Origin of the sequence: Glaciimonas sp. Gout2 (genome assembly GCF_035018905.1) — a bacterium.
GTDB lineage: Bacteria > Pseudomonadota > Gammaproteobacteria > Burkholderiales > Burkholderiaceae_D > Glaciimonas.
Map to the genome: position 1 here is coordinate 15,543 of NZ_JASJXA010000012.1, position 16,859 is coordinate 32,401.

The window sequence follows — 16,859 nt, forward strand, 5'->3', positions numbered from 1 at the left end:
CCTTGCTAAGAGTTGTCTTTTGCAGGCGCTCTGGAAATACCAGACAAACTAAAACACCTTGCATGCATCGTAGTCGTCACCCTTTGTGAATGGCGATGCGATGCGTAGCGAGTAGAACGAATGGAGCTAAGCGATGAGTATGGTGGAAATTAAAGTCCCTGATATTGGCGACGTCAAAGACGTTGAGGTCATTGAGGTGATGGTAAAGGTCGGCGATACGATCAAGGTCGACCAGTCGCTTGCGACTCTGGAAACCGATAAAGCCAGTATGGAAATTCCATCCACGCAGGCGGGAGTAGTAAAAGAATTGAAAATCAAGGTGGGTGATAAGGTCAGTGAAGGCACGCTGATTTTGATATTGGAAGCTGAAGGTGCTGGCGCAGCACCGGCTCCAGCCGCGCCCGCATCGGCTGCCGCAGCATCGGCTGCCGCAGCACCGGCCCCAGCGCAAGCCGCTGCTCCAGCCGCAAGCGCTGCACCCGCCGGATTGGTAGAGGTCAACGTGCCGGACATCGGCGATGTGAAAGACGTTGAAGTCATTGAAGTAATGGTTAAGGTCGGCGATACGATCACGATCGATCAGTCTTTGGCGACGCTGGAAACCGACAAAGCAAGCATGGAGATTCCTTCGACTCAGGCTGGCGTCGTTAAGGAAGTCAAAATAAAGGTCGGCGACAAAGTTAGCCAAGGCACGTTGATTCTGGTGGTGGAAACCGCTGGCGGGACGGCTCCTGCGGTATCTGCGCCAGCGAGTGTACCGGCCGCTACGGCCGCACCAGCGGCGACAGTCGCATCTGCGCCCGCGCCAACCCCAGTCGCTGCCGCTCCAGTAGCGGCAAATGGCGTATTGCCACATGCATCTCCATCAGTACGTAAATTTGCACGTGAACTCGGTGTAGATTTGAGCCGCGTGAATGGTACTGGTCCGAAGGCACGTATTGTGCAAGAAGACGTGCAGAACTACGTCAAGGGCGTTGTTGCTAACGCTGTTGCCAATCCGGGCGGCGCATCAGGCGCAGCCGGCAAAGGCACGGGCGTCGGACTCGATTTGTTGCCATGGCCATCGCTTGACTTCGCCAAATTCGGCACCACCGAATTATTGCCGTTGTCGCGTATCAAGAAAATCAGTGGTCCAAATCTGCACCGCAACTGGGTCATGATTCCGCATGTGACACAATTCGACGAAGCCGATGTGACGGATTTGGAAGAGTTCCGCAAAGACGCTAACGCGGCTTACGCGAAATCGAAGTCGACCGTTAAATTGACCATGTTGGCGTTTGTGATCAAGGCCAGCATCGCGGCTCTGAAGAAATTTCCAGCTTTCAATGCATCGTTGGATGCCGCCGGTGAAAATCTGATTCTGAAACAATATTACAACATCGGTTTTGCCGCTGACACGCCGAATGGTCTGGTTGTGCCGGTTATCAAAAATGCCGATCAAAAAGGTATCGCACAAATCGCGCAGGAAATGGGCGATCTGTCGGCGCTGGCCCGTGATGGCAAATTAAAAGGCCCCGATATGCAAGGTGCCAGCTTCACCATCTCTTCATTGGGTGGTATCGGCGGCACAGCATTTACGCCGATCATCAACGCCCCTGAAGTGGCGATTCTTGGTCTATCCAAGGCGGCCATCAAGCCGGTCTGGGATGGTAAACAATTTGTGCCGCGTCTGATGATGCCTATGTCGCTGTCTTACGATCATCGTGTCGTTGACGGTGCGATGGGTGCACGGTTTAGCGTGTATCTAGGCGAAGTGTTGGCAGATATGCGTAAAACATTGCTGTAAAGTGCAGTCGAATTTTGGCGCATTGAAGGTATGTTTCAGGCATTTACTGTGCTGGGATTGGGGTTTTTTAGGACGATGTAAAAGCGGGGTGAGGAGCGGAGACGTTTCCTCATCGTCCGGTCACCTGCGGTCTAATAGTGCGGGCTGGTATTTGTTACTAAACGTTCATCCTGCGCGTTGATATGTCGGAGAATAGTCATGACTACCTGTGTTGTGGTTAAAAAAAATAACCAGATCGCGATTGCGTCGGATTCGCTCGTTACCTTCGGCGATACCCGCTTGTCACATGCCTATGAAGCCAACAATAAGATTTTTCAGGTCGGCAGTTCCTTTATCACTTTGGCCGGTACTGCGGCCCATTTTCCAGTGATGCGAAAGCTGATGCTAGGGATGGGCGACGGATGCAAGCTGGATACCAGAGAAGATATTTTTGAAACGTTTTCCAGCATCCATACGATTCTTAAAGATCAGTATTTTTTAAATACCAAAGAAGACGACGACGATCCGTATGAGTCATCGCAAATCACCGCGCTGGTCGCTAATCCTCATGGGATTTTCGGCATCTATTCGTATCGTGAAGTGTTTAGTTTTGAACGTTTCTGGGGTATCGGCAGCGGGCGAAATTTTGCGCTCGGCGGAATGTATGCAGTCTATGATCAGGATCTCAGCGCTCACCAAATTGCCGAGATTGGCGTACAGGCTGGCGTTGAGTTCGATAAAAGTTCAGCCGCTCCGTTGAGAATTCATAGTTTTTTGACGATGCCATAGCGGTCTTGAAAAAGCTTCTACGGCGTGTCTTTTAAAAAATGCAAGATGCTGGATCAACATGCGGGACTCAAGAAAAATGGGCGGATAAATGATGTTTGTTATCCGCTGAGGCCGCCCGATGATGTCACGAAAATAGCATAAGGCGTCACGTTGCGGGTTATGGCAACGGACCAATAGTAGCGAACATGCTCGGCTATAAAAGCAGCGGAGCGACACCACCCAATCCCTATGTGGGAAGATAAAACGGAGCAAACCCTATGAGTATGGTCGAAGTCAAGGTCCCGGATATCGGCGACTTCAAGGAAGTCGAAATCATTGAATTATTGGTCAAAGTCGGCGACACCGTTAAAGTTGATCAGTCGCTGATTACGGTTGAGTCGGACAAGGCCAGTATGGAAATTCCATCGAGCCACGCCGGTGTCGTCAAGGAGATCAAAGTTAAGGTCGGCGAAAAAATTGCCGAAGGTTCGGTCATTTTGAGCGTAGAAGCAAGTGGCGCAGGTGCTGAACCAGCCTCGGCTGCATCTGCTGCAGCGCCGGCTGCCGCAGCAACGGCTGCCACAGCATCTCCTACTAATGCGCCTGCGGCTGCTAGCTTCTCCGGTACTGCTGATATTGCATGCGATACCGTGGTGTTGGGTGCTGGGCCTGGTGGTTATACAGCAGCTTTTCGCGCTGCCGATCTTGGTCAAAAAGTCGTGCTGATTGAGCGCTATGCTGATCTTGGCGGTGTTTGCCTGAACGTCGGTTGTATTCCGTCAAAGGCTTTGCTGCATGCTGCCAAGGTGATTACTGAAGCAGAAGAAATGGCGCATTTTGGCGTCAAGATGTCAGCTCCTGAGATCGATATCGATGCATTGCGCGGCTGGAAAGAAAGTATCATTAAAAAACTGACGGGCGGTCTTAGCGGTTTGTCCAAAGCACGCAAAGTCCAGGTTGTTACGGGTAAGGGCGAGTTCAGTTCAGCCAATACCATCGTTGTGCAAACGGCGGAAGGTCCAAAAGTTGTCGCATTTAAAAGTGCAATCATTGCAGCGGGATCATCGGTTGCCAAAATTCCTGGTTTTCCTTACGATGATCCACGACTGATCGACTCGACCGGTGCGCTTCAACTAAGTCAAATTCCGAAGACATTGCTGGTCATTGGTGGCGGTATTATCGGGTTGGAAATGGCCTGTGTATACGATGCGCTAGGTTCCAAAGTGACGGTCGTTGAGTTTGCTGACGGTTTGATTCCTGCCGCTGATCGCGACCTCGTGAAACCGTTGCAAAAGCGTATCGAAAAACGCTATGAAGCGATTTACCTAAAAACCAAAGTCACCAAACTGGAAGCGTTGCCAGAAGGTTTACGCGCTACGTTTGAAGGCGCTGACGGCAACGCCAGCGCGCCACCTGAGCCACAATTGTTTGACATGGTGCTGGTGGCAGTCGGCCGTCGTCCTAACGGCAGAGAAATTGCCGCCGAAAAAGCGGGCGTTATTGTCACTGACCGTGGTTATATTCCTGCAGACAAGCAACAACGTACCAACGTTGCCCATATCTTTGCAATCGGCGATGTGTGTGGCGAACCTATGCTGGCACATAAAGCGACCAACGAAGCGAAAGTGGCGGCCGAAGTCATTGGCGGCCATAAAGTCGCATTTGACGCTATGACAATTCCATCGGTCGCCTACACCGATCCAGAAATTGCATGGATGGGGTTGACGGAAACAGAGGCCAAAGCCAAAGGCATTCCGTTCGAAAAAGCCAATTTCCCATGGGCAGCAAGCGGCCGCGCATTGGCGATGGGGCGTGATGATGGGATGACTAAATTGTTATGGGACCCAAAAACGAAACGCATTATTGGCGCCGGGATTGTTGGCGTGAATGCTGGTGAATTATTGGCCGAGACGGTGCTGGCAATGGAAATGGGAGCCGATCTGGAAGATCTGGCACTGACGATTCATGCGCATCCGACTTTATCTGAGACGCCGATGTTTGCTGCTGAGATGGGTCTGGGTACGATTACGGATTTGTTTATTCCGCCAAAGAAGAAGTAATTAGCTGGTTTGGTTGAGTTTGGTTGAACATGGCGTGACATCTTATCGAAGGATAAGGTGTCACGTTTTGCATTGGGCGAGCGGTTTTGGTCATTGACGGTCAGCCGCCTAAATACGCTTCTAGTACCTTCGGGTTGTTCAGCAAGTTGACGCCGCTATCGGCCAATACAATCTGTCCGGTTTCCAGCACGTAACCACGTTGCGCAATGCGTAGCGCTTGCCGCACGTTTTGTTCCACCAAGAGGATGGTGAGGCCGGTGCGGTTGATTTCCTTAACGATGCGGAAAATTTCTTGAATCATCAGCGGTGCTAGTCCCATCGATGGTTCGTCCAGTAGCAGCACGCGGGGCTTTGCCATCAATGCGCGGCCAATGGCCAGCATTTGCTGTTCACCGCCGGAGAGATTGCCAGCGAGACCTTCTTTGCGTTTTTGCAGGACAGGGAATAGGGAATAAATCCATTCCAGATCTGTCGCAACCTGCGTCTTGTCGTTGCGGGTGTAGGCACCTAAAGCCAAGTTTTCTGCGATGGTGAGCGTGGTTAAAATGGCGCGGCCTTCTGCCACTTGCACCACGCCACTTTGGACGATCTTGTGAGGAGATAGTCGAGTAAGGTCGCGGTCTTCCAGTAATACCTGTCCCCGCGTTGGTTTTAACAAGCCCGATATCGCTAATAGGGCAGTGCTTTTTCCAGCGCCGTTTGCACCGACCAGGGCCGTAATCTCACCCTCATTGAGGGTGAGATTAATCCCTTTTACAGCTTCGATATGACCGTAAGAAACCGCCAGGTCCCGAACACTTAAGATTGGCTTCATTCTGCTTCTTCCTTGCCCAGATAAGCCTCAATGACTTCCTGGTTATTCTTGATCTGATCCGGTGTGCCTTCGGCGATGATGCGGCCGAAATTGAGAACCGCTATTCGGTCGCACAAGCCCATCACAAAACGCATGTCATGCTCGATCATGAAGATACTGAAACCGCGTTCCTTGATGTTCAGAATCTCTCGCATCAGTTCCGTTTTTTCGGAGGGATTCATGCCAGCGACCGGTTCATCAAGCAATAATAATTTTGGCTTGGTGGCGAGCGCACGGGCGAATTCCAGCTTGCGTTGCTCGCCGTATGACAAGCTATCTGCCAGCAATTGCGCTTTGTGATCGAGGCGCACCCAAGACAATAATTCCAGCGCTCTTTCACGTGCTTTTGCTTCAGTTTTGCGATAGCCAGGCAGATTTAATAGCAAACCGGCGAAGCCGTAATCCATATGATCATGCATGCCGACGACGACGTTTTCCAGCAGCGTCATTTCCTTGAACACGCGGATATTCTGAAAGGTGCGGGCGATGCCCCGTTCAGTGATTTTATGCGGTGCTACTTTACCGATATCCTGACCATCAAATGCGATGTCACCACCGGAAGCACGCAATAGACCGGTGATTAAATTGAAAACGGTGGTTTTTCCTGCGCCATTGGGGCCAATTAAACCGAAAATGCCGCCTTGCGGAACGTTCAAATTAACGTCTTGTAAAACTTGCAAACCGCCAAAGTTTTTGCTGATATTGTTGAGTTGAAGCATCAGCTCACCTTTCCTGTCGGCTGGGTTTTTTTATTCGGTTTAGAGAATAAGTGACGCATCCGGCGTGGATCCCAAATGCCTTTTGGTAGATACAAAATCACCAACACTAGAATGACGCCATTGGCCGCTAATCGGAAGTCCTTAAAGTGGCGCAGAACTTCCGGCAACAAGGTCAATAATGTTGCGCCGATAGTCGGGCCGATCAGACTGCTAGTGCCACCGAAAACTGCCATTGTGAGGATGTCGACGGCATTTTCAAAAGCATAATTTCCCGGTCCGATCGTAAAGGTGTAATGCGCGTTCAGGGCACCCGCCACACCGGCGATGGTCGCGCCGATGACAAACGCAAGCAACTTGTATCCAGCCACATTGACGCCCATCAGACGGGCTGCGATTTCATCTTCTTTAATCGCTTCAAACGCTCGGCCGATCTTAGAGCGTCTGATGCGCGCCAGCACGTACAAAGTAATCCCGAGCAGCAATACGATATGCCACCATTCAGTGGTTGGCGGAATGCCGTTGAGCCCCATCGGACCGCCGGTGATATTCATATTTAACACGACGACTCGCACCACTTCGCCGAAGCCGAGAGTCGCCATCGCCAGATAAACGCCAGATAAGCGCAGAGTCGGGATGCCAATAATGAGTGCTACCAACGCTGGTAATGCGCCGCCGACGGCAAGCGCTACCGGAAATGGTAGTCCGGTGTTCATGCTGATCAGGGCCGCAGAATACGCGCCGATGCCCATGAACGCGGCGTTCGCCAGCGATAGTAATCCGCATGACAGCGTGACGTAAATTGATAAGGCCAACATCGCGTTGACGCCGATGCTGAAGACGACGGTGTTATAGGTTGCCCAAAATCCGTCCCACCATTCCATGAATCCCATCTGTTACGCCTTTCTTTCCAACACTTTGCCAAACATGCCTGACGGCCTGACGAGCAAGATCAAAAACAGTAAACCAAATCCGACTGCATCGCGGAAATCGCTTGATAAGTACGCTACCGTCAACACTTCTGCAAATCCGAGAAACAGGCCAGCGATCATTGCGCCGCGAATATCACCCATGCCACCCAAAATGATGACGGCGATGCCTTTGTGTAGCATCGGTTGGCCCATGAATGGTGTAATCGCATTGAACGATAAGCCGACCAATACGCCTGCCGCGCCACCCAGCGCCGCTGCCGCGAATGAGGTCAGATAGAACAAACCTTCGACATTGATGCCGAGCAAATAGGCGGCCTTTGGCGATTCGGCAATCGCACGCAATGCGCGTCCCAACTGAGTGCGACGCATGACGCCCAGTAAAACCAGCATCAACACAAACGAAACAACGACGATACCAATTTGCACCGCAGTGACATGCACGCTACCGAAGGTAAAACTGTCTTCGGGGATAATCCCCATTGGGAAGCGCTTATTTTCGGCGCCGAATAAGCCTTGCGCCAGATTGGTCAGAATAATGGCGACGCCAATCGTCGCAATCATGGGCGCTAAATGGGGTGCATTACGTTTGCGCAGTGGTCGCAGCACGATATAGTCGACGATCAGGCCGATCAGGCCCGAAGCCAGCATCGCCAATAACATTGCCAGCCATAGCGGTAGCGCGAGCTGTTCGACCAGCATTAACGCGACATAGCTACCCAACATAAAAATCGCGCCATGCGACAAATTGATGACACCGAGCACGCCAAAGACCAGCGTGAAACCGAGCGCAAACAGCGCATAGACACTGCCGAGTGACAGGGCGTTAATAAGTTGTTGTTCAAGCATAGGGGAAACTCTTTATAAACCGGACAGCCAAAAAACCAAAATTAATGCAAAGTAAAATGGAAATCTAAAATCTAAAATCTAAAATCTAAAATCTAAAATCTAAAATCTAAAATCTAAAATCTAAAGCGAAAGGCACGCCGATGCTTTATCGGTGTGCCCTGTCGTTAATTCAATTGATTGGTATTGCTTCGATATTGCGGTGATTCTTTGAGACCCAATTCTATTTCCTGTTGCTATGGCAAAACCGGATAAATCTTCATCAGACCTTCATGTCAATCTGATCGCTGCCACACCGGTTCTGCAATAACGGATCACTTCATTAGGACGAATTTTCCACCTTCAGCAATATTCACAATTGCTTCCTGTTGCGCGTCATAGCCGACAGCTTTGCCACCGGCTTCCGGTGCTTTGCGGAACGCAAAGTTGCCGGTTGCGCCTGCGATCTTGACCGCTGGCAGCGCATCACGCAAAGCGATGCGGTCCGCTGGCAGTGCGCCAGTCAATTTGACATTTTTTAGTGCCGCCGCGACGATATACAGCGCATCGTAAGCTTGTGCCGCAAATTGATCCGGCTCAGTACCAAATTTAGCTTTGTACGCGGCCATGAATGCTTTGTTGGCTGGCGTCATATTTTCTGCCGACCACGGACTACCCATAATAGTGCCGTCGCCTGCACCCTTGGCAATTTCAAAAAGCTTTGGAGAGTTCAACCCATTGCCGCCGATGAACGGTTGCTTCATGCCGAGTGTACGGGTTTGCAAGATGATATTGGCGGCTTCTTCAGTCAGGCAAGAGCAAACAATAGCGTCGGGATTCGATGCTTTGATTTTGGTTAATTGCGCTTTGAAGTCAACGTCGCCTTTGGCATACGATTCAGTCGTCGTGACAGGAATTTTTTGCTCGGCCAGGGTTGCTTTGAAAACGTCGTAACCACTTTTGGTGAATGCGTCGTCGTTGCCATAAATGACTGCCACTTTTTTGATGCCGAAATGCTTGACCGCGGCGCGTGTTGTCACTGGCAATACGTCGGCTTCCATGACTGAGTTACGAAATGTGAAAGGGCCCATTGCCGTGATGCCATCTGCGGTATTGCTGGTACCGAAGGCGACGACCTTTGCAGCATTGGCGATCGGATCAGCAGCGAAAGCCGAGTTGGACAGAGTTGGGCCGAATACCAGCAACGCCTTGTCTTGGAAAATCAGTTTTTTGAACGCGTTGATAGCGTCTTCTTTTTTGCCTTGCTCATCTTCTATGACCAATAGCAGTTTATTGCCGTTAACGCCGCCCTTGGCATTGACTTCTTCTGTAGCCAGCGTGAAACCGTTTCTGATGGCGACGCCATATTTTGCTGCCGGACCTGTTAATGCAGCAGCCAAACCAAGTTTGACTTCAGCGGCTAGTGCAGATTGTGCCAATGTCGCGCCGAGTACCAGCACGGTCAGTGTTTTTAAAAAAGTATTCAGTTTCATAGGTGAACTCTCCGGGGTTAATTTTTGTAGCGATGACACGCAAACAATGTAATGGCTGTTATGGACGTATTTGACGCCAATCACGTGTTTGGCCATGCATTCATTCAGTTGGCGCTTAATTAACGGAATAGAATAGCAAATTGGCGATTTTGGTGATTCGGTCTAGCCATTCAGTCACGATTATTGTTGTTTGGCATTGCTAGTATTTTTTTAATGTGTATCTAATGTTGTTTAGCCAACGTCTCATTTTGTATTTTTACTCATTCGTTAAGTTGATACGCGTAAATTGGGCGTATCAACTGTGCAAGAAGTATAAAGGACTTTACGGCAGGTTTTAGCCCAATTGCTCACGCAAATGCGCAATTGCTAAACGTACCTGGCGAGGTGCTGTGCCGCCGATATGATCCCGTGCTGCGACTGATCCTTCTAGCGTCAACACATCAAACACGTCCGCTTGAATCAAGCTGGAGAATGCTTGTAGTTGCTCTAATGACATGTCGCTCAAATCGTATCCCTGATCGACGCAATGGCGTACCGTCAAGGCGACCGCTTCGTGTGCATCGCGGAACGGCAGGCCCTTTTTGACCAGGTAATCGGCCAAATCCGTTGCTGTGGCATAACCTTGCAACGCAGCGGCACGCATCGCATCGGGCTTGACGGTGATGCCGCCGGCCATATCAGCGAAGATGCGCAGCGTATCTGTCAGGGTATCGACGGTATCGAACAATGGTTCTTTATCTTCCTGATTATCCTTGTTATAGGCCAGCGGCTGGCCTTTCATCAAAGTCAATAGAGCGATCAGATGTCCATTTACGCGACCGGTTTTGCCGCGGGCCAGTTCTGGAACGTCCGGATTTTTCTTTTGCGGCATGATCGACGAACCAGTACAAAATCGGTCAGCAATATCGATAAAGCCGACTCTTGGGCTCATCCAGATGACCAATTCTTCTGACATGCGGGAGATGTGCGTCATCACCAGCGCAGCAGCAGCGCAAAACTCAATGGCGAAATCACGGTCCGAGACCGCATCCAGAGAGTTGCGGCACACGTCGTCAAAGCCTAGCGTTGCGGCCACACGATGACGGTCAATCGGGAAAGTAGTGCCAGCGAGCGCCGCTGCGCCAAGCGGTAACCGATTAACACGTTTGCGGCAGTCTTGCATACGCTCAGTGTCGCGACCAAACATTTCTACATAAGCCAGAACGTGGTGGCCGAAAGTAATCGGTTGCGCGACCTGCATGTGGGTAAAGCCCGGCAAAATGGTATCGGCATGTTGTTCTGCCAATGTCAGCAATGCCAGGCGCAAATCACGCAACAAACCACAGATATCATCGATAGCGCCGCGCAAATAGAGGCGAATATCGGTGGCGACCTGATCGTTGCGGGAGCGTCCGGTGTGCAAGCGCTTGCCCGCGTCGCCGACCAGTTCGGTCAGTCGCTTTTCAATATTCAAATGGACATCTTCAAGGTCGAGCAGCCATTCAAACTTGCCGGCAGCTATTTCCTCTTGAATTTGTGTCATGCCCTTTTGAATCGCGGCATAATCATCGGCAGTGATAATTTTTTGGTGTGCCAGCATATCGGCATGGGCTAAAGAGCCTTGAATGTCGACTTCTGCCAGACGCTTATCGAAAAATACCGAGGCGGTGTAACGTTTGACCAGGTCGGAAACCGGTTCGGAAAAGCGCGCTGACCAGGCTTCGGCCTTCTTGGAGAATTGTTCTGTCATGGTATCGGGTAAATTCGGTAAGAAATAATAGGTATAAATCGCGTACAAAACTGGTTAATAAGTGGCTAATGCGTGGCCATTGCGTGAAGCTTACGACTTTAACGACTTTAATTAGTGCACGATTATAAAACAAGCCTGCATTTTTACCCCGATTGACCTTCAATCAGGGTAGTTTTACGTGCATTTATGTGATCAAACGTCTATTTTGTTGTTGATTTAGTTATTATTTGTTGCCTGAACATTTATTCTGGCCTTTATGTAATTGTCCGGGTTCGCGCGTACCGGTCCATTTTTCATGGCATCCAACCCAGTACTGAGAATGCGTAAAAATAACCCAATCAGTCCAATCGATAGCATGCAGCAAGTTGCCAAAGACCTATCCGGTCAGTCTGTTATTCCCGATTGCTGTAATTTGGGTGTGGTAGCGCGGACCTTAATTGTGGTCAATGTCGCTTTGTTGGCGACGACTTTACTGCGGGTGGATGGACTGATATCCATGGTGATGAAATTTGTTGAGTCATCCATGCTGGTTGAATTGACGTGTTTTTTGTCACTGTTTTTTTTGTGCGGGATGCGAAGGATTAGTTATCGATTTCCGTTTTGGGGGCAGCGTTTGTTGTGCGCAGTGATTCCCGCTGGCGTCACCGGTCTGGTGATACTTTTGCTGTCGAGTTATGATTGGTTTCTTCAAAGCTTTGTGGATTTGTCGATCATCGGTCCGATGTTAATTGCCGCATTATTCGGCATTTCTTTGCAGCACTATTTTGAGTTGCGCGGACGTGCTTTTTCACCAGTGTTGGTTGAGGCGCGATTGCAGGCGTTACAGGCGCGGATACGGCCGCATTTTCTGTTTAATAGTTTAAATGCGGTCCTGGCGCTCATTCGTACCGAGCCGAGGCGTGCAGAAACGGCGCTGGAGGATCTGGCCGATTTAATTCGCGTGTTGATGCGTGATCCTCGCGCAATGACGACGCTGGAAAACGAATGCCAGTTATGTCGGCAATACCTATCAATTGAAAAAATTCGTCTCGGTGACCGTTTGAAGGTGCAATGGGAGCGCGAAGGAATTGACGATGAAGTGGTGCATAGGACGCAAATCCCTACCTTGTTATTGCAGCCGCTGGTAGAAAACGCGGTGCATTATGGGGTCGAGCCAAGCACCACAGAATCGATCATACGTATTCAATTAAAGAAGACCGTGGAGCGGATCGAGATCGCGGTGATTAATCCTTATTATGCGCAGACTGGATTGGTGTTGTCGGATGGCAATCAAATGGCGTTAAATAATATTCGTGAGCGCCTTGCATTGTTATATGACGTTGAGGGACAGTTGACAACAGCGGTCGTTAATGGACAGTTTGAGGTGCGTGTGCGATTCCCTTATGTGAAAACGTCTATAAGCGACGCCGCAACAGGGAAGTTGGATAAAAAAATTGTTTGAAATGTGAGGGTAGTTTTCACGACGCTACGATCTTACGAAGTGAGTGGAGAGTGAGGATTAGTCCTTACAAAATGTCCTAAGCAGGTTGAAGTAACGGGTTTGATTCTCGATGGAAGTTAACATTTTTTATTAACAGGCATGACTACACTGCTGGATTACCAGACCATCAATGGCATGATTCCTCGCATTTATATAGTTGATGACGAAGCGCCAGCGCGTGCGCGTCTGCGCACTGTATTGTCTGACATCGCCGAAGCTTGTCCACATATTCTTGTTGGCGAGGCCGAGCATGCGCAAGCTGCGTTGGAAGGTATTGCGGCGACGGCACCTGATGTGGTGTTAGTGGATGTTCAGATGCCAGAAGTAACGGGGTTGCAATTGGTGCAGCAACTGAAGCAGGGCTATGCCGGTTATGCAGGTCTTGTTAAGGACGGTAACGCGAATTTTTCTATCGCGGCGGAAATGCCGATCATTATTTTTGTCACGGCGTATGAACACTATGCCGTGAACGCCTTCGATGTGCACGCGTTTGATTATCTGTTGAAGCCTGTGCGCGCAGTGCGGCTGCAACAGGCGCTGCTGCGCGCGACGCAATTGCGCTTTCCGAGTGCAACAAAAATACAGGAAAACATTTCTCTTCCAGGTTCCGATCCGGTAACCCGATCAGCAGCGGTGCGGACGCATTTTTCGGTTCAGGAGCGCGGTCGGGTATTACTTGTTCCGATAGATGAAGTACGATTTTTAAAAGCAGAATTGAAGTACGTTATCTTGCGTACCAAATCGAAGGAATATTTAATCGAAGATTCGTTGATGTCGATAGAGGAAGAATTACGTGCGCAGTTCGTTCGGGTTCATCGGAATACTTTGGTCGCGAGAAACGCGATCGTCGGTGTGGAGCGTGGCAGCCTTACGTTTGATAAAAATGACGACGATGGATCAGAGAAAAAATTGTTGCCGGTATTGCAGCAAACGTGGAATGTTATTTTGCGCGATGTAGAGCAAAAACTGCCGATATCCCGACGGCAGTGGAGCATTATTCGGGCGTTGGTACGATGCTAAAAGATAAATCAATTTTCATCATCGTAAAACGCCCTTTACGACATCGCTTAATAAGCTAATTTCGTAAGCTAACTTCATCGGCCAACTTCAAAGCGCCTTCTTCCCTACACTTGAATCAGCGTTCCGCTGATAGGCATCTATTTGCCTGGATTTTAAATTGTGTATGGCGGCAAAATCTTATAGCTTGATGTGGGATATCTTTACTCCAGCTATTTCGTTACTACATTCATGGTTGATCAGGAATGCCGTAAAGGTGTCTTGGTAAAGACCAGCTGCAGCTGTTCATTGAAATCACAATCGCGAAGGAGTAAATATGCTGATGCATCAAGAGCCACCACCGGTGGAAATTCCACCCACACAACCCGTTCCCACATCTCCACCGCCGGTTGGCGATCCTGTTCCAGGCGGCCAACACATTCCCCTTCGGACTTGATCTGAGCAAGGTGGCGGCGTCATGAAAAACGTCGGACGAAATAAAAGGACGTAACCCATCTCCCCTGACACGAGCTATCTAGTCGGGGAGATGAGCCTATTTTTAATTTGCAATAGGTAGTGATTCGGATTCCCGCATCAATTCACGTGGGCTAGCTAATGCCAGTTTAAAGGCGTCAATTGCCTGCGTTAAAGTGTGCGCGTTGGTATCGATGAAAGAAGGATCGTGTTGCGGTACTGGTGCCAACGTGACACCTGCGGCCTCAAATAAAGCAGCGCCGTTACCCACTACCATTATTTGTTTGCAATGGCGATATTGGTCCCGAAGGAAATCCATCGCTTGCATGTTCTTCGTCCATTTTGCGGCGATATCAGTGCTATTGGCGTCGATGACCACGGCGTCGTAAAGCACTGACGGTGCGGCTTCCAGTGAAATTTCCACGTTTAGAAAATCGCCATCACTAGTCGCCACTTTGCCTAGTTGTGCTCCAACCAGCCTTGGTACTGCGCCGTCAGCAAGTAATGAGGCGTAGATTGTTCTCACAGTTGCACCTTCTACGCCTGTGGTAATCAGGATGGCGACTCTGCGTGTTTTGATGCCAAGTTCACCGGGCCGAAACGTCAGAGATAAAGCTGGAGAAAGCGCATACTCAGGTATCGGCAAATCAGACGCCAGCGGCATTGCTGGTGGCAATTCTAAACCCAAGCCATGTGCGACTGCGTCCGCAAGTATTGGATCAACGTTCACTAGCATCGATATCACGCGCACGCGCACTGCGGGTGTTTGTACGCGCGTCAATTCGAAGCGGAAAGCTGAGGCAATGTGTGCTTGTTCGGCTGGTGTCTGACTATTCCAGAATAATCGGGCTTGGGAATAGTGGTCAGCAAACAGCTCCGCTTTTCCGCGCACTTTATCGGCGGCGACCGGCTGCGGGAAGCTTGTAAAGCCACGTGCCCCGGCCTGGAACGGGCAACCGCCGCCTAAAGAGTTGGGTTCGTAACTGGCGCGACCACGATGTATTGCCTGGCGATGCATTCCGTCACGCTGATTATTATAGACCGGCGCTAGCGGTGCGTTGATGGGGATTTCATGAAAGTTGGGGCCGCCAAGGCGACTGATTTGTGTATCAATATAGGAGTGAATGCGACCTTGCAATAATGGGTCGTTGCTGAAGTCAATTCCAGGCACGACGTGCGCAGTGCAGAAGGCCACTTGCTCAGTTTCAGCGAAAAAATTATCAGGATTGCGATTGAGCGTCATTTTTCCGACGGGAATGACTTTGACCATTTCTTCAGGAATAAGCTTGGTTGGATCGAGTACGTCAAACCCAAACTGTTCGGCTTCTTCCTCAGTGAATACTTGCAGGCCAAGCTCCCATTCGGGATAGGCGCCAGCTTCGATTGCTTCCCACAAATCACGGCGATGAAAATCGGCGTCAGCACCAGCAATCTTTACCGCTTCGTCCCATGCCAGGGAATGCGTCCCAGCAACGGGTTCCCAATGAAACTTGCAGAATACTGATTCACCTTCAACATTCACCAACCTGAATGTATGCACGCCAAAGCCTTGCATCATGCGCAAACTGCGCGGAATCGCCCGGTCTGACATAACCCACATCAACATATGTGTTGATTCGGGCATTAACGACACAAAATCCCAAAAGGTATCGTGAGCGCTTGATGCTTGCGGAATGCCGTTGTGCGCCTCGGGCTTCACCGCGTGAACCAGATCCGGAAATTTCATCGCGTCCTGGATAAAAAAGACCGGCATGTTATTGCCGACCAGATCCCAGTTGCCTTCATCTGTATAAAATTTGACTGCGAATCCACGCACGTCACGGGCCGTATCCGCGGAGCCACGTTCGCCAGCGACAGTCGAAAAGCGGACGAAAACCGGCGTGCGTTTACCGGCTTGCGCAAAAGGTGCGGCGCGAGTTAAATCACTTAAGTCATTATAAGATTCAAAATAGCCATGCGCCGCCGTGCCGCGTGCGTGGACGACTCTTTCAGGAATCCGCTCATGGTCAAAATGGGTAATTTTCTCGCGCAAAATAAAATCTTCTAATGCAGTCGGGCCACGCAATCCAATTTTAAGAGAGCTTTGGTTGTCCGCAACCGGCACGCCCTGATTGGTGGTGAGCGCTTGATTGCCCGCGTCGACGCGGACGCGATCGAGAGGACCGGAGGTCGGATTACCGCCGATTTGTGGGTGACCCTCTCCCACCTTGGGCGATACAGTGTTTTCGGTTGTGGTGCTCGCGGTAGCTAGTTCGCCCGCAGGCTTGCCAACTGAACCGGTTTGCGGGTCGGGTGCGCCACTTTCGCCGGTTCCATATTCGCCTGGCTTGCTATCGTTGTAGGGCATTTGCGCGGATAGAGCTTGTCCGCTAATCACCTTTTCGCGTAATTTATTCGGTAAACCATCTTTACTACCAACGCTGCTCGGCGGTGCGGCGTCTGATGGCCCTGAAATTGTACTGAAAATCGATCCGGCACCGTCCACTGAAGACGGATTTTTTTTGCGCGTCACCATTAGTTTTACCTCGCAATAAAAAGTAGGGAAATAGAAGTAGGCATAGGAAAAAGTACGTCAATTAAACGACCACCCTGGGGTGAAGCGGCACAGTTACTCACCTTGTGCAGCGGACTTTTCGATTCTGGAAAGGCGCAAAAACGCGCGCGCAAGATGTTGCCCGATTGAAGTAGCTTAGACTTCCGGGCCGAAATTGGTATAGGAAGAAACCTGATTTTTGTGTAGGAAATAGCCACGCGCACAGATGCGCGTGGCG

General features: G+C 50.3%; 12 protein-coding genes. 5 read left to right on the top strand and 7 right to left on the bottom strand.

All coding sequences use genetic code 11. From position 1 onward, the window contains the following. The first annotated feature begins 133 nt into the window (after positions 1 to 133). The 3 genes from aceF to lpdA all read left to right on the top strand — a co-directional run bounded on the left by aceF (position 134) and on the right by lpdA (position 4,593). The gene (aceF, locus tag QN379_RS10525) at positions 134 to 1,786 is read left to right on the top strand and encodes a dihydrolipoyllysine-residue acetyltransferase (protein WP_323506624.1); all 1,653 of its coding nucleotides are present in this window, start codon (positions 134 to 136) and stop codon (positions 1,784 to 1,786) included. Positions 1,787 to 1,984: 198 nt separating this feature from the next. After that, positions 1,985 to 2,554, top strand: a complete 570-nt coding sequence (locus QN379_RS10530; RefSeq protein WP_323506625.1) for an MFS transporter — start codon at positions 1,985 to 1,987, stop codon at positions 2,552 to 2,554. A 257-nt stretch (positions 2,555 to 2,811) separates the two neighbouring features. Next, positions 2,812 to 4,593 (top strand): dihydrolipoyl dehydrogenase, encoded by a 1,782-nt coding sequence (gene lpdA / locus QN379_RS10535; protein ID WP_323506626.1) that lies wholly within the window; start codon positions 2,812 to 2,814, stop codon positions 4,591 to 4,593. Between the two features lie 100 nt (positions 4,594 to 4,693). Here the strand turns inward: lpdA and QN379_RS10540 are convergent, their stop codons facing one another. The 6 genes from QN379_RS10540 to argH form a co-directional block, all read right to left on the bottom strand. Continuing rightward, a complete protein-coding gene (locus QN379_RS10540; protein ID WP_322232573.1) occupies positions 4,694 to 5,407 on the bottom strand; it encodes an ABC transporter ATP-binding protein in 714 nt (237 codons plus the stop codon). Then, entirely contained in the window at positions 5,404 to 6,165 is a 762-nt protein-coding gene (locus tag QN379_RS10545; protein ID WP_322232572.1) for an ABC transporter ATP-binding protein, read from the bottom strand. The genes QN379_RS10540 and QN379_RS10545 overlap by 4 nt, the downstream gene beginning before the upstream one ends. Beyond that, positions 6,165 to 7,055: a branched-chain amino acid ABC transporter permease gene (locus tag QN379_RS10550; protein WP_416348543.1), complete on the bottom strand. Its 891-nt coding sequence runs from the start codon at positions 7,053 to 7,055 to the stop codon at positions 6,165 to 6,167. The genes QN379_RS10545 and QN379_RS10550 overlap by 1 nt, the downstream gene beginning before the upstream one ends. Before the next feature lie 3 nt (positions 7,056 to 7,058). Beyond that, positions 7,059 to 7,940 (bottom strand): branched-chain amino acid ABC transporter permease, encoded by an 882-nt coding sequence (locus tag QN379_RS10555; protein WP_322232571.1) that lies wholly within the window; start codon positions 7,938 to 7,940, stop codon positions 7,059 to 7,061. 311 nt (positions 7,941 to 8,251) lie between these two features. Next, positions 8,252 to 9,409 (bottom strand): ABC transporter substrate-binding protein, encoded by a 1,158-nt coding sequence (locus QN379_RS10560; protein WP_322232570.1) that lies wholly within the window; start codon positions 9,407 to 9,409, stop codon positions 8,252 to 8,254. A gap of 334 nt (positions 9,410 to 9,743) precedes the next feature. Next, the gene (gene argH / locus QN379_RS10565; protein ID WP_322232569.1) at positions 9,744 to 11,138 is read right to left on the bottom strand and encodes an argininosuccinate lyase; all 1,395 of its coding nucleotides are present in this window, start codon (positions 11,136 to 11,138) and stop codon (positions 9,744 to 9,746) included. A 295-nt stretch (positions 11,139 to 11,433) separates the two neighbouring features. On the opposite strand from argH, the gene QN379_RS10570 reads away from it, so the two are divergent. After that, complete coding sequence (locus tag QN379_RS10570) at positions 11,434 to 12,579, top strand: sensor histidine kinase (RefSeq protein ID WP_322232568.1); 1,146 nt, start codon at positions 11,434 to 11,436, stop codon at positions 12,577 to 12,579. 138 nt (positions 12,580 to 12,717) lie between these two features. After that, positions 12,718 to 13,638 (top strand): LytTR family DNA-binding domain-containing protein, encoded by a 921-nt coding sequence (locus QN379_RS10575; protein ID WP_322232567.1) that lies wholly within the window; start codon positions 12,718 to 12,720, stop codon positions 13,636 to 13,638. A 535-nt stretch (positions 13,639 to 14,173) separates the two neighbouring features. Here the strand turns inward: QN379_RS10575 and QN379_RS10580 are convergent. Next, positions 14,174 to 16,603, bottom strand: coding sequence for a catalase (locus QN379_RS10580; protein ID WP_323506627.1), 2,430 nt, complete (start codon positions 16,601 to 16,603; stop codon positions 14,174 to 14,176). Positions 16,604 to 16,859 lie beyond the last annotated feature (256 nt).

Excerpts from the sequence above, each read along its gene's own strand:
- aceF (WP_323506624.1), top strand. The coding sequence starts at position 134 with ATGAGTATGGTGGAAATTAAAGTCCCTGATATTGGCGACGTCAAAGAC.
- QN379_RS10575 (WP_322232567.1), top strand. The coding sequence starts at position 12,718 with ATGACTACACTGCTGGATTACCAGACCATCAATGGCATGATTCCTCGC.
- QN379_RS10555 (WP_322232571.1), bottom strand. The coding sequence starts at position 7,940 with ATGCTTGAACAACAACTTATTAACGCCCTGTCACTCGGCAGTGTCTAT.
- QN379_RS10570 (WP_322232568.1), top strand. The coding sequence starts at position 11,434 with ATGGCATCCAACCCAGTACTGAGAATGCGTAAAAATAACCCAATCAGT.
- argH (WP_322232569.1), bottom strand. The coding sequence starts at position 11,138 with ATGACAGAACAATTCTCCAAGAAGGCCGAAGCCTGGTCAGCGCGCTTT.
- QN379_RS10550 (WP_416348543.1), bottom strand. The coding sequence starts at position 7,055 with ATGGGATTCATGGAATGGTGGGACGGATTTTGGGCAACCTATAACACC.
- QN379_RS10580 (WP_323506627.1), bottom strand. The coding sequence starts at position 16,603 with ATGGTGACGCGCAAAAAAAATCCGTCTTCAGTGGACGGTGCCGGATCG.
- QN379_RS10540 (WP_322232573.1), bottom strand. The coding sequence starts at position 5,407 with ATGAAGCCAATCTTAAGTGTTCGGGACCTGGCGGTTTCTTACGGTCAT.
- lpdA (WP_323506626.1), top strand. The coding sequence starts at position 2,812 with ATGAGTATGGTCGAAGTCAAGGTCCCGGATATCGGCGACTTCAAGGAA.
- QN379_RS10545 (WP_322232572.1), bottom strand. The coding sequence starts at position 6,165 with ATGCTTCAACTCAACAATATCAGCAAAAACTTTGGCGGTTTGCAAGTT.
- QN379_RS10560 (WP_322232570.1), bottom strand. The coding sequence starts at position 9,409 with ATGAAACTGAATACTTTTTTAAAAACACTGACCGTGCTGGTACTCGGC.
- QN379_RS10530 (WP_323506625.1), top strand. The coding sequence starts at position 1,985 with ATGACTACCTGTGTTGTGGTTAAAAAAAATAACCAGATCGCGATTGCG.